12 protein-coding genes are annotated in these 14,889 nt (G+C 57.8%); 4 read left to right on the forward strand and 8 right to left on the reverse strand.

All coding sequences use genetic code 11. The annotated features are described in order from the left end of the window. The first annotated feature begins 214 nt into the window (after positions 1-214). Genes QOT07_RS03650 through QOT07_RS03660 form a run of 3 tightly spaced genes read left to right on the forward strand, consistent with a single transcriptional unit; the run spans position 215 to position 3,024 of the window. A complete protein-coding gene (locus QOT07_RS03650) occupies positions 215-1,405 on the forward strand; it encodes an NAD(P)/FAD-dependent oxidoreductase (RefSeq protein WP_283602578.1) in 1,191 nt (396 codons plus the stop codon). Between the two features lie 10 nt (positions 1,406-1,415). After that, entirely contained in the window at positions 1,416-1,787 is a 372-nt protein-coding gene (locus QOT07_RS03655) for a hypothetical protein (protein WP_085120259.1), read from the forward strand. 46 nt (positions 1,788-1,833) lie between these two features. Then, positions 1,834-3,024 carry a methionine gamma-lyase gene (locus QOT07_RS03660; protein WP_099063055.1) on the forward strand — a complete coding sequence of 397 codons (1,191 nt, stop codon included), beginning with the start codon at positions 1,834-1,836 and terminating at the stop codon, positions 3,022-3,024. Between the two features lie 35 nt (positions 3,025-3,059). On the opposite strand, the gene QOT07_RS03665 is transcribed toward QOT07_RS03660, so the two are convergent. From QOT07_RS03665 to QOT07_RS03700, 8 genes are all read right to left on the reverse strand, one after another. Next, positions 3,060-4,583, reverse strand: coding sequence for an HAL/PAL/TAL family ammonia-lyase (locus QOT07_RS03665; protein ID WP_283602579.1), 1,524 nt, complete (start codon positions 4,581-4,583; stop codon positions 3,060-3,062). Positions 4,584-4,593: 10 nt separating this feature from the next. After that, positions 4,594-5,451: a quaternary amine ABC transporter ATP-binding protein gene (locus QOT07_RS03670; RefSeq protein ID WP_207979245.1), complete on the reverse strand. Its 858-nt coding sequence runs from the start codon at positions 5,449-5,451 to the stop codon at positions 4,594-4,596. A gap of 5 nt (positions 5,452-5,456) precedes the next feature. Then, positions 5,457-6,302: an ABC transporter permease gene (locus tag QOT07_RS03675; RefSeq protein ID WP_174354292.1), complete on the reverse strand. Its 846-nt coding sequence runs from the start codon at positions 6,300-6,302 to the stop codon at positions 5,457-5,459. A gap of 67 nt (positions 6,303-6,369) precedes the next feature. Continuing rightward, on the reverse strand, positions 6,370-7,335 hold the full coding sequence (locus QOT07_RS03680; protein ID WP_283602580.1) for an ABC transporter substrate-binding protein: 966 nt from the start codon (positions 7,333-7,335) through the stop codon (positions 6,370-6,372). A gap of 52 nt (positions 7,336-7,387) precedes the next feature. Continuing rightward, a complete protein-coding gene (locus tag QOT07_RS03685; RefSeq protein WP_283602581.1) occupies positions 7,388-8,779 on the reverse strand; it encodes an amino acid permease in 1,392 nt (463 codons plus the stop codon). Between the two features lie 100 nt (positions 8,780-8,879). After that, entirely contained in the window at positions 8,880-10,415 is a 1,536-nt protein-coding gene (gene hutH / locus QOT07_RS03690) for a histidine ammonia-lyase (protein WP_099063053.1), read from the reverse strand. Further along, a complete protein-coding gene (gene hutU, locus QOT07_RS03695; protein WP_099063052.1) occupies positions 10,412-12,103 on the reverse strand; it encodes a urocanate hydratase in 1,692 nt (563 codons plus the stop codon). The genes hutH and hutU overlap by 4 nt, the downstream gene beginning before the upstream one ends. Positions 12,104-12,542: 439 nt before the next feature. Continuing rightward, the gene (locus QOT07_RS03700) at positions 12,543-13,889 is read right to left on the reverse strand and encodes an MFS transporter (protein ID WP_283602582.1); all 1,347 of its coding nucleotides are present in this window, start codon (positions 13,887-13,889) and stop codon (positions 12,543-12,545) included. Positions 13,890-14,212: 323 nt separating this feature from the next. Here QOT07_RS03700 and queE point away from each other — a divergent pair, with 323 nt between their 5' ends. Continuing rightward, on the forward strand, positions 14,213-14,884 hold the full coding sequence (gene queE, locus QOT07_RS03705; protein ID WP_207979235.1) for a 7-carboxy-7-deazaguanine synthase QueE: 672 nt from the start codon (positions 14,213-14,215) through the stop codon (positions 14,882-14,884). The last annotated feature ends 5 nt before the right edge of the window (positions 14,885-14,889 follow it).

Consider the following 14,889-nt stretch of genomic DNA (forward strand, 5'->3'; position numbering starts at 1 on the left):
ATTTATTAGTATATTATTAATTGTTGATTAGGTGTTTTATAACTCTATAATTTAATTATAATAATAAAATTCCCATTTATAAATACCCTTTTTAATTGCTTTATAATTTTTAGTTACTAGACTGCCAGTAAGGCAGAGCTCGGATAGCAGTAACCTGCCTCAATTCGTTCCCCTATTAATTTGCCGACCCGCAGGCCGGCTGGGCGAGGGCTTGATGCGAAACAGGATTGTGATTGTCGGTGGTGGCACTGGCGGGACTATATTGGCTAATTTACTGGCCGCGAAATTACATCGGGAGATAGTGAATAATAAAGTTGAGTTATTAATGATATCGGACTCCCCGTTTCACTATTATAAACCGGCATTTATGTATGTGGCTTTTAACGCCTTCTTCAAGCAGGAATTAACCCGTTCTCAACAAAGCCTGTTACGCCCGGAAATAAAGTTTATTGTCGACAAGGCAGAGCGATTCGATTTATCTCAACTGGTGATCCATTGCCACAGCGGTAAACAGTACCCCTATGATTTTTTGGTGTTTGCCACTGGCTGTGTGCCCTGGCCGGATCGTATCGACGGACTGGCGCAGGCGGGCGATCACTTCTACCAATATCAGGCAGCCCGACAGCTGGCGCAAAAGCTGGCGACAATTGAAAAAGGCCGAATTTTTATTACCGTCTCCTTCCCCGAAACGCCTAACGTGCCGCATCAGTGCGGTATTGCACCGATAGAAACCACGCTGATGCTCGATGATTACCTGCGTCGACGCGGGGTGCGTAAGGCGATCGAAATTGTTTATACCTACCCCAGCGTCTCGCAGTTGCTGCGTAACTGTTTGTTTTTGCAACGTCCAACCGCCGAGGCCTTGCCCGGCATCTTCGCGGCGCGTGATATCCGTCATCAGCGTGGGTTTACTCTCAGCCGGGTGGACGCACAGCAGAAAATTGCTTACTCCGCCGAGGGTGAGGAACAGCCGTTCGATATCCTGATGGCTACGCCACCGATCCGCGCGGTTGAGGCGGTGCGCAATACCGGTCTGAGTGAGGGCAACACTGGCGAAGGCTGGCTGCCGACCGACCACCAGACGTTACAGGTTTATGGTCAGCAGGGGGTTTATGTCATCGGTGATACGGTGGATCTGCCGGTCAGCAAGGCCGGTGGCTCTTGCCACAATCAGGCACCGGTGATCGCCGACAATATCGCGGCTGAACTGCGACTGGGCCAGACCGTCAGCCACTACGACGGCAAAGTACAGGCGATCGCTCAAATGGGGCTGCAAGCCGGTATGCCGCTGGTCTATGACTATCGCCACGATGTGCTGCCGACACCGTCAACCAAAGTGGGCGGCATGCTGCGCAACGGCTTTAATCGCGGGCTCTATTGGGCAACGGTACGCGGGCTGATCTAACGGAGGGCCTATGAACGCATCTGAACAACAATCCCTGGCACCCTTGCTGGACAAGTTACAGCCACTGCTGGCCGGTGGGCGGCTCGATAACGTGGTCGATCTGCTGTCGCTGCTGTCGGATCTGGTGGATATCGCCGATAACGCGCTGGTGGAGAAATTGTCCGGCGTGTTTGAAGGCCTGGTGGCTGCGGGGTGGGAAGGGGGAATGGCATTAAAGATGGCGCATACCGAGCTGCAGTCGGATCCCTCACCCGCTAATTTTCGCTCGCTGTATGCCTTGTTGCGTCAGCCAGATACCTTGCTGGGCCTGATGCTGGTGCTACGTACCCTGCAAATCATCGGCCAGCGGGTGCGCAGCGGAGCACTGCCCCCAGAGGTTTAATCGGAATCATTGGAATTGCTTTCACTTACTCAGGAAAGGAGTTGTTATGTCTGCCATCCTCAGGCACGGCTTTGCCACGCGTGCGATCCACCACGGCTACGATCCCCAGCAATATCTGGGGGCGCTCTGCCCACCGGTGTTTATGAGTTCGACCTTTACCTTCCCGACGGCCGAATACGGCGGTGCCTGTTTTGCCGGCACTGAGCCAGGCTATTTTTATTCACGTATTGCCAACCCAACGGTCAACCTGCTGGAACAGCGAATTGCCGATCTGGAAGGTGGGGAGGCGGCGGTGGCTTTTGCCTCCGGCATGGGCGCGATTACCGCCTGCTGCTGGACGCTGCTCAGCCCGGGGGATGAGCTGATCGTCGATGAAACCATTTATGGCTGCACTTTCAGCTACTTCCATCATGGGCTGGCACGTTACGGTGTAAAAGTCACCCACGTTGACCTGACCCGGCCAGAGCGGTTGGCGGCGGCGATAGGGCCGCGTACCCGGCTGGTGTATTGCGAAACGCCGGCTAACCCGAATATGCGGCTGGTCGATATTGCTGCGGTCGCCGAGATTGCTCACCGTCAGGGGGCGTTGTTGCTGGTGGATAACACCTATTGCACGCCGTATCTGCAACGGCCGCTGGAGTTGGGGGCGGACATTGTGGTGCATTCCGCCACCAAATACATCGGGGGGCACGGTGACTTACTGGCCGGTCTGGCGGTGACACGTCAGGATCTGGCGCAGGACATCCGTTTGGTCGGGTTGAAAGACATGAACGGTGCGGTGCTGTCGGCACAGGATGCCGCGCTGTTGCTGCGTGGGCTGAAAACCTTGCCGCTGCGTATGGAGCGCCACTGCGATAACGCCCAGCGCCTGGCGGAAATGCTGGCACAGCATTCGGCGGTGGAACGGGTTTATTATCCCGGTCTGGAAGACTTTCCGCAGTATGCATTGGCGCAGCGGCAAATGGCGCGGCCGGGCGGCATGCTGGCATTTGAACTGAAAGGCGGTATGGCCGCGGGGATCCGCTTCCTCAATGGGCTAGGTCTCATCTTGCGCGCGGTCAGCCTGGGGGATTGTGAATCTCTGGCCCAACACCCGGCCAGCATGACGCACTCGGCCTACAGCGCCGAGGAGCGGCAGCGTCACCATATCAGCGACGGTTTGGTGCGGCTGTCTGCCGGGCTGGAAGATCTGAGCGATCTGCAGGCGGATATCCGTCAGGCTCTGGCTCTGCGCTAACCTGGGTGCCCCCGCCCGGCGGGCAGGGACGGGGGTTACAGTAATGCCGGGGCAATCTCCGCCAGCGCCTGCTCATCCTGCAACAGCGCGGCGCTGCTGGCGATGTCCGGTGCCAGCCAGCGGTCCTGATGATAGGGTGCCACCACTTGCCGCAGCCGCTGCCAGGCACGCTGGGTGCCGTCACCGAAACGGTACTGCTGCAGGAACTCAAAGGCCTGCGCCGCCAGCAGGTATTCAATCGCCAGGATCTGGTTAACGTTGGCCAGCGCCTTATGCAGCCTTAGCGCTGCCCCGGTGCCCAGGCTGAGGTGATCTTCCTGCAGCGCCGAAGTCACATAGTTATCCACCACGCAAGGCTGTGCCAGTTGGCGGTTCTCCGCACACAGCGATGCCGCAACGTATTGAGCAATCATCATGCCCGAGTTTACCCCAGGCTCGCTGACCAGAAATGCCGGCAAGCCACTGACCAGCGGGTTAATCAGCCGATCGATACGCCGCTCTGCGATACCGCCGAGTTCGGCGATGGCGATCGCCAGCAGATCGGCGGCCATGGCCACAGATTCTCCGTGTGGATTGGCCTGCGACATCACGCGATAGTTTTCCGGCGTGCCGAGCAACAGGGGATTATCCGTAGTGCCGTTCAGCTCGGTTTCAATCTGCCGTTCAGCATGAGCAATTTGATCGCGGCAGGCACCGTGCACCTGTGGGATCGAACGGATACTCAGCGCATCCTGGGTACGAATGCCCTCGCTGGCGGCTATCATCTCACTGCCGTTCAATAACATGCGCAAATTACTGCCCACCCGTTGCATTCCCGGGTGCGGCTTCAGCGCCAAAATTTCGCTGTCGAAGGCGGCTATCTGCCCGCCCAGCGCTTCAAAACTCATCGCCGCGAGCACGTCCGCCCAGCGGGCCAGCCGCCAAACATCGGCCAGCGCCAGACAGCTTAATCCGGTCATGCACGGCGTGCCGTTGACCAGGCACAGGCCATCTTTGGCGCCCAACTGCGGTGGCACAATGCCTTCCTCCGCCAAAGCCTGGGCTGCGGTGACGAGTTGACCGCGGTAGCTGACTTTACCCAGCCCAAGCAGTGCGACGCCGACGTGTGCCATATGGGTCAGGTAGCCGACTGAACCCTGCGACGGCACCTGCGGGGTAATTCCGCGGTTAAGCAGTGCCAGCAGGGTTTCGACTAGCGGGCGTTGAATACCGGATTTTCCTTGGCTGTAGTTGACGATGGCACAGCAGATAATGGCGCGAGTCTGCTCATCACTCAGTGGTGCACCCACGCCGCAGGCGTGACTCATCAGCGTGTTGCGTGACAGTTGCGACAGCTGTTCGCCGTGCAGCGCCTGATTGCATAACGCCCCCAGACCGGTGTTGACGCCATAGGCGCGTTGTTCACTGACGACAATTTTCTGGACGATGGCCTGCGCATTGTCGATACGCGCCCAGGCAGCGCCAGACAGGCTGAGCGGGGCCTGATACCGAGCCACCGCCACCACGTCCTGCCAGCGTAGCGGCAGGGTGTCTAGGGTGATCGAAGGAGGATAGTGCATGTGGCTCTCCTCAGGCGCGGGCTGCGATCATTGGGCGCGGTTTCTGTACGTTTTCATCCAGCGCCAGACGGCGTTGCACGAAGCGGTTAACATACTCATCGGCCGGGTTGTTAAGAATTTCCTGTGGTGTGCCGACCTGGATCAGTTTGCCGTCTTTGAGGATCGCGATCCGATTACCGATACGCACGGCTTCATCCAGATCGTGGGTGATAAACACCAGCGTCTTGTGCAGCTCTTTTTGCAGCGCCAGCAGTTGATCCTGCATCTCGGCGCGGATCAACGGATCCAGCGCGCTGAAGGCTTCGTCCAGCAAAATGATATCGGTATCGGTGGCCAGCGCACGCGCCAGCCCGACACGTTGACGCATGCCGCCGGAGAGCTGATGCGGGTACGATTTCTCATAGCCCTTCAGCCCGACGGTGTTGATCCAGTGCAGTGCGCGCTCCTGATAGACTTCTTTTGTCTCACCGCGAACTTTCAGGCCGTAGGCCACGTTGTCCAGCACCGTCTTGTGTGGCAGCAGGCCAAAGCTCTGGAATACCATGCTGATCTTATGACGGCGGAAGTGCTCGAGCTGCTTCTCGTCGTAACGCAGAATATCTTCACCATCCACCAGGATCTGGCCGCTGGTGGGATCGATCAGCCGGTTGAAGTGGCGCACCAGCGTGGATTTACCCGATCCTGACAGGCCCATGATCACAAAGATCTCACCGGCCTCGATCGACATCGACAGATCGTGCACGCCGATCACGCAGTCGGTTGCTGCCTGGACTTCCTGCTTGGTTTTACCCTGCTCGCTCATGGCCAGCGCCGCAGCCGTTTTGTGGCCGAAGATCTTGTAAACGTTTTTGATTTCGATTTTGTTCATCGGGGTTACCTCGCAACGGCGGAGCGGCCATAAGCCTGAGTGATACGGTCAATGACCACGGCCAGAATAACGATCGCCAGACCCGCCTCCAGTCCCAGGCCGACGTTCAGCGTCTGAATGCCCACCAGCACGTCTTCGCCCAGGCCACGAGCACCGATCATCGAGGCTACAACCACCATCGACAGCGACATCATGGTGGTCTGGTTGATCCCAGCCATAATACTTGGCAGTGCCAGCGGTAACTGCACGCCGAACAGTTTCTGCCAGCGGTTGGCACCAAAGGCGGTGACGGACTCCATCACTTCTTTGTCCACCTGGCGGATACCCAAATCGGTCAGGCGGATCAGCGGTGGCGTGGCGTAGATCACCGTCGCCAGGATCGCCGGCACCTTGCCCAGCCCAAACAGCATTAATACCGGGATCAGGTACACAAAGCTTGGCATGGTTTGCATCACGTCCATCAGCGGCATCATTACTGCCCGCACCCGATCGTTACGCGCCGCCAGCACGCCCTGCGGAATACCGATAATCACCGCCAGCAGCGTGGCGACCAGCACCAGAGCCAGGGTTTGCATTAATTTGTCCCACATGCCGGCGGTACCGACCAGCAGCAGCAGACCGACGATCACCACCGTCGGCAGCCAGCGGCGGGTAGCATGCCAGGCCAGCAGCCCAACCACTGCCAACATCAGCCACCAGGGCGTAGCACGCAGCAGGCTTTCGAGGTGGATCACCGCCCACAGCAGGGTGTCGGAGATCTTGCGGAACGTATCGCCATAGTTGTTGACCAGGACATCGACCCAGCGATTGATCCAATCGGCGATGGAGAAGGTAAAGCGATCTGGGAACATAAGTATTACCCCTGTCAGGCCCGAAGCGCACAGGCTTCGGGTTGGTGTTTACTGAATGCCAAAGCGATTACAAGGAGGCTTGAATTTTTTTCGCTGCGTCTTCGCTGACCCACTGTTTCCAGATGTCTGGGTGCTGCTTGAAGAACTCCAGTGCCAGCTTCTCTGAGCTGATGCGTTCCTTGCTCATGCGCGCCAGATTCTGGTTAACCAGATCGAGCGGCAGGTTCACTTTTGACAGCACCTGCACCAGTTCAGGTGCCTGCTGGTTAAACTCGCTGGAAAGACCGACCTTGATGTGAATGTTCTTGTTCACACCCGGTTCGTCCAGTTTCACCAGATCGAGCTGGCCCATGATCGGGGTCGGTGACCAGTAGTAGAACAGGATAGGTTCGCCACGACGGTAGCTGGAGAGAATAGCGGTATCCAGTGCCGGACCGGTGCCTGGGCGGAAGTTGGTGAATTTGTCATCCAGCTTGAATTTCTTCAGGATCGCGGTGTTGTCCAACTCGCAGGTCCAGCCGGCCGGGCAGTTGTAGAAACGGCCTTTGTCCGGCTCTTCCTGATCGCGGAACACCTGGGCATATTTGGCTAAGTCCGGGACGCTTTTCAGGTCCGGTGCCAGCGGTTTCAGGTTGCGTTTGGCATCGCCCTCAATCACATAGCGCGGCACGTACCAGCCTTCCACCGCCCCGACAATCGGTGCGCCAACGCTGACCGCTTTGCCGGCTTTTTCGGCCTTGTTCCAGACTTCGCTGCGGCCAATCCATTCTTCGGCGAATACCTGAATGTCGTTGTTGCCCACCGCCTGCTCCATGGTGATGGAGTTACCCGGCAGCGCGTCGGTTTTGCAGTCGTAACCCTTTTGCAGCACGTATTGCATGACGTCGGTCAGCAGCATGCCGCTTTCCCAGTTCAGCCCGGCGAACTTGACCGGCTTGCCGGATTCGCACCAGCCTGCTGCACGGGCGGACAGGCTGCCTGTCATCAGCCCGAGTGCAATAAGCGGTATCCATAGTTTGTGTCGTGTTTGCATAATGATACTCCAGTGTAATGACTAAGAGCCCGGGAACGGCGGGCTCATGAGGTTAATACTGGGGGGACGACGTGACGGGTGAACCCCCGCCCTTTTTACGTACCCACAACCAGTAAGCCAGGGTAAGGAAGGCCACCCACACCAGCCCAACGTACAGGGCGATGCGGCTGTCTTCGAAGTAACCGAGCAGGCCAATAACGAACAGCATAAATATCGTTGCCAACGCTGGAGCAACCGGCCACCACGGCACCGGGAAACTCAGTTTGCTGACCTCTTGCGGGGTCAGCGTGCGGCGCATGGCGATCTGCGACAGCAAGATCATCAGCCACACCCAGACGGTGGCGAAGGTGGCAATCGAGGCGATGATCATAAACACCTGTTTTGGCATCAGGTAGTTGAGCACCACGCCCAGCAGCAGGGCCACCGACATCACCAGCACCGTCATCCAGGGCACGCCGTTGTTGGTCAACCGGGTAAAGCTTTTCGGCGCCTGGCCATCCTGTGCCATGCCGTACATCATGCGGCCCGCACCGAAAATATCGCTGTTGATGGCGGAAATCGCGGCGGTGATCACCACCACGTTCAACACGTTGGCGGCGGAGCTGATCCCCAGATTGCTGAAGATCTCAACAAATGGGCTGCCGTTCTGACCGATGCTGTTCCACGGATAGATAGCCATCAGTACCAGCAGCGTCAGCACATAGAACAGCAGGATACGAATCGGAACCGCATTGATCGCCTTCGGCAGGACCTTTGCGGGGTCTTTCGCCTCGCTGGCGGTGATGCCGATGATCTCAATGCCGCCAAAGGCGAACATCACGACCGCCAATGAAGCGATCACGCCGCTGAAGCCGTTAGGCATAAAGCCGCCGTGTTCCCACAGGTTGCTGATGCCGGTGGCATGCTGAGTCTGGCCGAAACCAAACAGCATCACCGCCGCACCGCCGATGATCATTGCCACAATGGCTGCAACCTTGATCAGCGACAGCCAAAACTCCATTTCACCGAACACTTTCACGCTGCACAGATTGAGCGCGCCGATAAACATAATAATGCTGAGTACCCACACCCATTGGGCGACGTCCGGGAACCACAGCCCCATATAGATGCCGAAGGCGGTCACGTCCGCCAGGGCGACAATCACCATTTCGAAGGTATAGGTCCAGCCGGTGAGGAAACCGGCCAGCGGGCCGAGATAGTGGCTGGCGTAGTGGCCGAACGAACCGGAAACCGGCTGGTGTACCGCCATTTCACCCAGCGCGCGCATCACCATAAACACCGCCGCGCCGCCCACCATATAGGCCAGCAGCACCGCAGGACCGGCCAGTTGTATCGCCCCGGCGGAGCCATAAAACAGACCGGTACCGATGGCGGAACCGAGTGCCATAAAGCGGATATGTCGCGCGTTTAATCCGCGTCTGAGTTGTGTTGTTTCGTTATGCATGTTGCTTCCCGTCGAGTTTTTACGGCAGAACAGGCACGCGCTATCCGCACCGGGCGGAACGCGCCCGGTGGGACAGAACAAACTGCGTGGTAGGGTTTATTTATGCCTGGCTAGGCAGCAGCGCTGCAGGCATCAACGAGGTCAGATGACCGGCCGCCAACAGCAGGCTGGCGGCTTCAATGTCGGGGGCGAAGAAACGATCCTTGTCGTAGTAACTGACTTGCTCGCGTAGCACCCGACGGGCCTGTTCCAGACTTTCGGTGGTTTTCAGCCCTTTACGCAAATCCAGTCCCTGACAGGCAGCCAGCCATTCAACGGCCAGAATGCCGCGCACGTTATCGGCCATCTCCCACAGGCGGCGACCGGCGGCCGGTGCCATGGAAACATGGTCTTCCTGGTTGGCGGAGGTTGGGATGCTGTCGACGCTGGCCGGATGCGCCAGTGCCTTGTTTTCGCTGGTCAGCGCCGCGGCGGTAACCTGAGCAATCATAAAGCCGGAGTTCACCCCGCCGTTGTCCACCAGGAACGGTGGCAGTTGCGACATGTGCTTATCCATCATCAGCGAGATGCGACGTTCGGACAACGAGCCAATTTCGGCAAACGCCAGCGCCAGATTGTCGGCAGCCATCGCGACCGGCTCGGCGTGGAAGTTACCGCCGGACAGCACGTCACCCTGCTCCGCGAACACCAGTGGGTTGTCAGAGACGGCGTTGGCTTCGATTTCCAGTACTTCGGCGGCCTGGCGGATTTGGGTCAGGCAGGCACCCATCACCTGCGGCTGGCAGCGCAGGGAGTACGGATCCTGCACCTTGTCGCAGTTGCGGTGTGAATCGGACACTTCGCTGCGTTCACCCAGCAGGTGGCGGTAAGCGGCGGCGGCGTCAATCTGGCCGCGCTGGCCACGCACGGCATGAATACGCTCGTCGAACGGGCTGCGTGAGCCCAGAGCGGCTTCCACCGTCATGCTACCGGTGACCGTTGCTGCGGCGTACAGATCTTCTACATCAAACAGGCCACGCAGGGCGAAGGCGGCGGAAACCTGGGTGCCGTTCAGCAGCGCCAGGCCTTCTTTGGCCGCCAGCGTCAGCGGTTTCAGGCCCGCTTTGGCCAGTGCTTCGGTGGCGGGCAGCCATTCGCCCTGATAACGGGCCTTGCCTTCACCCAGCAGCACCAGGCTCATGTGTGCCAGCGGTGCCAGGTCGCCGGAGGCGCCAACGGAGCCTTTCAGCGGGATATGCGGGTAAACTTCGGCGTTGACCAGCGCCATCAGCGCCTGGATCACTTCCAGACGGATGCCGGAGAAACCGCGCGACAGGCTGTTGATCTTCAACACCATAATCAGACGCACCAGGCTATCGTCGGTTGGCGCACCGACACCGGCAGCGTGGGACAGCACGATCGAACGCTGCAGATTTTCCAGATCTTCGCGGGCGATGCGGGTGGATGCCAACAGGCCGAAACCGGTGTTGATACCGTAAGTGGTGCGGTCTTCTTCAACGATACGCTCTACCAGGGCGACGCTCTGCTGGATGTCGGCGTAGGCATTGTCGTCCAGTGTCAGGGTGACCGGGTGTAGGTAAACTTCACGCAGTTGCGCCAGCGTCAGGTGGCCAGGGCGAATAGTCAGCGCTTTCATGCTTTGTCTCCTTGAGTCGCAGCCACCATCGGCAGGTTCAACCCTTGCTCGCGGGCGCATTCAATGGCGATGTCGTAACCGGCATCGGCATGACGCATCACGCCGGTGGCCGGGTCATTATGCAATACGCGGGCGATGCGTTCTGCGGCTTCATCGGTGCCATCACAAACGATAACCATACCGGAATGCTGGGAGAAGCCCATGCCGACGCCACCACCGTGGTGCAGAGAAACCCAGGTCGCGCCACTGGCGGTATTGAGCAGGGCATTAAGCAGTGGCCAGTCGGAGACGGCGTCTGAGCCGTCTTTCATCGATTCGGTTTCACGGTTCGGGCTGGCAACGGAGCCGGAGTCCAGATGGTCACGGCCGATCACTATTGGTGCGGAAAGTTCGCCGCTGCGGACCATTTCGTTGAACGCCAGACCCAGCTTGGCGCGCTGGCCCAGACCGACCCAGCAGATACGTGCCGGCAGGCCCTGGAAGCTGATGCGCTCGCGCGCCATATCCAGCCAGCGGTGCAGATGCTCGTCATCCGGGATCAGCTCTTTAACCATGGCATCGGTTTTGTAGATGTCTTGCGGATCGCCGGACAGAGCAGCCCAGCGGAACGGACCAACACCGCGACAGAACAGCGGGCGGATGTAAGCCGGTACGAAGCCCGGGAAATCAAAGGCGTTGCTGACGCCCATTTCTTTCGCCATCTGACGAATGTTGTTGCCGTAGTCGAAGGTTGGTACGCCCATTTTCTGGAACGCCAGCATGGCTTCGACGTGTTCGGCCATCGACTGCTTGGCGGCGATCACCACCTGAGCCGGTTCGCTCAGCGCACGCTGACGGTATTCTTCCCAGCTCCAGCCTTTAGGCAGGTAGCCGTTCAGCGGATCGTGGGCGCTGGTCTGGTCGGTGACCATGTCCGGACGCACGCCGCGGCGTACCAGTTCCGGCAGAACATCTGCTGCGTTACCGCACAGGGCGATGGAGATGGCTTTGCCTTCGGCGGTGTATTTCTTGATGCGGGCCAGTGCGTCGTCCAGATCCACCGCTTGTTCATCGACATAGCGGGTTTTCAGACGGAAATCGATGCGGCTCTGCTGGCATTCGATGTTCAGCGAGCAAGCGCCTGCCAATGTCGCGGCCAGCGGCTGTGCGCCACCCATGCCACCCAGACCGGCGGTCAGCACCCAGCGGCCCTGCAGGCTGCCGTCATAATGCTGGCGACCCGCTTCCACGAAGGTCTCGTAGGTGCCCTGGACGATGCCCTGGCTGCCAATGTAGATCCAGCTGCCGGCGGTCATCTGGCCGTACATGGCCAGGCCTTTGGCGTCCAGTTCGTTAAAGTGTTCCCAGGTTGCCCAGTGAGGCACCAGGTTGGAGTTGGCGATCAGTACGCGTGGCGCGTTGCTGTGGGTTTTGAATACCCCAACCGGTTTGCCGGACTGCACCAGCAGCGTTTCGTCGTCTTCCAGGGTTTTCAGGGTGGCGACAATTTTGTCGTAGCAATCCCAGTCACGCGCAGCGCGGCCGATACCACCGTACACCACCAGCTCGTGCGGGTTCTCCGCCACTTCAGGATCGAGGTTGTTCATCAGCATGCGCAACGGCGCTTCGGTCAGCCAGCTTTTTGCATTTAATTTTGTGCCGCGTGGCGCGCGTACTTCGACATTGCGAACTTTGTTATTTGCAGTCACAGCATTTTCCTCAAACAGTATTGGAGCAGATCCCATAACGCGGTGGGGTGAATCACCACGCCATAACAATGCGTAGGGTTTATTAACATATACTTGTATGTACAAGCATATGCAACACCGACCAGTGGATGCCAAAAATGGCATAAGAGAAAGCTATTGTTGTTGTTAATCAGGTTGATACGGATTTATTGGGCGTTGTACTCATTAGTCTGACAGGGGAGAACAGTGAGCTATTCAACAAAAATGAATTAAAAATGGGTCAATTTTGAGCGTCCAATCACAATAATTTTACATACCTATTACAAGTTAGGCGCTGTGATAAAAAAGTCCTATCGCTGGAAGCAAAACGCCCGCCAGAGGGCGGGCGTGAGGCCGTTGACAGAGTGCTCGGTTGTTTTGTGGCAGGGGCACTGCATGCTGCGCCCTACCGGTTTAGCCCTTACGCGGGTTTATCAGCAGGCTGTAACACCGCCCGGCGGGTCATTTTGAATACCGTGGCGATAGCGGCGATCAACGCCGGCACGCACAGGAACATCAAAATACTCTGCACTTCCCACTGCATGGCCAGCAACTGCGCCCCCATCATGGTACCCGCTACGCCACCAAAGCGGCCGATGCCCTGCATCCAGGCAATGCCGGTTGCACGACTGTGAGTCGGGTAAAAGGTCGCTGCCAGCGTTTGCAGGCCGGACTGCGCCCCGTTCATGGTGATCCCCATCAGGAAGATAAAGGTGCCCAGCAGCACGATATGGCTGTCTTCGGTCGCCATCGCCACAATCAGCAGCGCGGTAATGACAAAGCCGCTCGACACCACCTTATGGGCGTTCCAGCGGTCCATCAGCCAGCCGGCCACCAGAATGCCGAGGGTCCCGCCAAAGGTGAACAACGAGGTCAGGATCGCCGACTGCTCCAACTGATAACCCAGACCCTGCATCAGGATCGGCATCCAGCTCAGCAAGACGTAATAAATCACCAAACCCATAAAGTAGGTCAGCCACAGCATCAAGGTTCCGGTCAGATAAGGCCGGGTGAACAACAGGCCGACGCTGGTTTTTGACTTCGCCAGTGGTTCTTCATACAGATAAAAACGCGAGACGTTATCGAGATCCTGGCTGACAAAGCGCTGGGCGATGCGTTTGATTTTGAGCGTCTCTTTGCCGCGGTTAACCATGTACTTCACCGACTCCGGCAGGAACAGGATCAACAAGACCGTCAACACCAGCGGAGCTATCGCCCCCAGCAACAGCACGCTGTGCCAGCCATAGGCCGGGATCAGCCACGACGAAATGGCGCCGCCGCCGGCCGCACCCAGTGGGAAACCGCAGTACATGGTGTTAATCGCCATCGAACGGCAGCGCTGCGGCGCATATTCGGAAATCAGCGTGATGGCGTTCGGCATTGCCGCACCCAGCCCCAGGCCGGTGAGAAAACGCCATAGCGTCAGACTGTTGAGTGATCCTGCATAGGCAGTAGCCAGACTCGACAGGCCGAAGAACAGGCACGAAAACACCAGCACCCGTTTGCGGCCGATACGGTCGGAGATCGGCCCGGCAACCAGTGCACCGAGTGACAGCCCCAACAGGGCGGCGCTCAGCACCGGGCCGAGATCCTGCTTCACGATGCCCCAGTCTTTGGCGACCGAAGGGGCGATATACCCCATTGCCGCAGTGTCAAAGCCATCAATGGCCAGGATCAGGAATCCCAAAATGATCAAGGTCCAGTGAAACAGCGAGAATTTGCTGTCGTCGATGGCCTGTTGAATATTCAACTCGGTGGAATGAGCCATGGCACCCTCTAAACGCAGATATGATTGTGGTGAATGAACCGCCGGAACTGACGTCCGACTTGTGCTTGCCTGTATATACATCTGCGTGTGAGCGGTTTATGTCAAATATATTTATCTTATACGTTAATTAAATGTTGTTTTTGCGAAGCAGATTACACCGTCAATGCAAGGGGATGGCACAGTAAGCGAATTAAATGAAGCCGATAGCCGGTGAGATAAGCTGCCGATAGCGCGGAGGATAAAATTTAATACAATTTCGCCTGTTTGGTCACCGGGCCGGAATCTGCGATAATCCCTTTTTACCTTTCCAGATTGAGAAACCGATGCAGTACCCGATTAATGAAATGTTCCAAACCTTGCAGGGCGAAGGCTTTTTTACCGGCGTTCCGGCCATTTTCATCCGCCTGCAGGGCTGCCCGGTAGGATGCAGCTGGTGCGATACCAAACATACCTGGGAAAAGGAAGCCAATCGGGAAGTTGATATGCAACGGATTCTGGTTAAAACCGAAGAGAGCGATGCCTGGGGCAGCGCCAGTGCCGAGCAGTTGTTGGCCGTCATGCGCCAGCAAGGTTATACCGCGCGCCACGTGGTGATCACCGGCGGTGAGCCCTGCATTTACGATCTGACTCCGCTGACCGAGTTACTGGAAGATCACGGCTACGGCTGCCAGATTGAAACCAGCGGTACTCACGAAATTCAATGCTCGGCGAAAACCTGGGTAACGGTTTCACCCAAGGTGAATATGCGCGGTGGCATGAAGGTGTTGAGCCAGGCTTTGCAACGTGCTGATGAAGTGAAGCATCCGGTCGGACGCGAGCGTGATATTGAAGCGCTGGATGCGCTGCTGGCGACGCTGCATGATGAGAAACCGCGGATTATCGCGTTGCAGCCGATCAGTCAGAAGGAAGAGGCGACCCGCCTGTGTATTGAAACCTGCATTGCGCGCAACTGGCGCCTATCGATGCAGACCCATAAGTATCTGAATATTGCCTAAAATTC

Origin of the sequence: Serratia proteamaculans (assembly GCF_949794035.1) — a bacterium.
Taxonomy (GTDB): Bacteria; Pseudomonadota; Gammaproteobacteria; order Enterobacterales; family Enterobacteriaceae; genus Serratia; species Serratia proteamaculans.

Bases quoted from the DNA above. Each gene is read 5' to 3' on its own strand.
- QOT07_RS03650 (WP_283602578.1), top strand. From the start codon at position 215: ATGCGAAACAGGATTGTGATTGTCGGTGGTGGCACTGGCGGGACTATA.
- QOT07_RS03655 (WP_085120259.1), top strand. From the start codon at position 1,416: ATGAACGCATCTGAACAACAATCCCTGGCACCCTTGCTGGACAAGTTA.
- QOT07_RS03660 (WP_099063055.1), top strand. From the start codon at position 1,834: ATGTCTGCCATCCTCAGGCACGGCTTTGCCACGCGTGCGATCCACCAC.
- QOT07_RS03665 (WP_283602579.1), bottom strand. From the start codon at position 4,583: ATGCACTATCCTCCTTCGATCACCCTAGACACCCTGCCGCTACGCTGG.
- QOT07_RS03670 (WP_207979245.1), bottom strand. From the start codon at position 5,451: ATGAACAAAATCGAAATCAAAAACGTTTACAAGATCTTCGGCCACAAA.
- QOT07_RS03675 (WP_174354292.1), bottom strand. From the start codon at position 6,302: ATGTTCCCAGATCGCTTTACCTTCTCCATCGCCGATTGGATCAATCGC.
- QOT07_RS03680 (WP_283602580.1), bottom strand. From the start codon at position 7,335: ATGCAAACACGACACAAACTATGGATACCGCTTATTGCACTCGGGCTG.
- QOT07_RS03685 (WP_283602581.1), bottom strand. From the start codon at position 8,779: ATGCATAACGAAACAACACAACTCAGACGCGGATTAAACGCGCGACAT.
- hutH (WP_099063053.1), bottom strand. From the start codon at position 10,415: ATGAAAGCGCTGACTATTCGCCCTGGCCACCTGACGCTGGCGCAACTG.
- QOT07_RS03700 (WP_283602582.1), bottom strand. From the start codon at position 13,889: ATGGCTCATTCCACCGAGTTGAATATTCAACAGGCCATCGACGACAGC.
- queE (WP_207979235.1), top strand. From the start codon at position 14,213: ATGCAGTACCCGATTAATGAAATGTTCCAAACCTTGCAGGGCGAAGGC.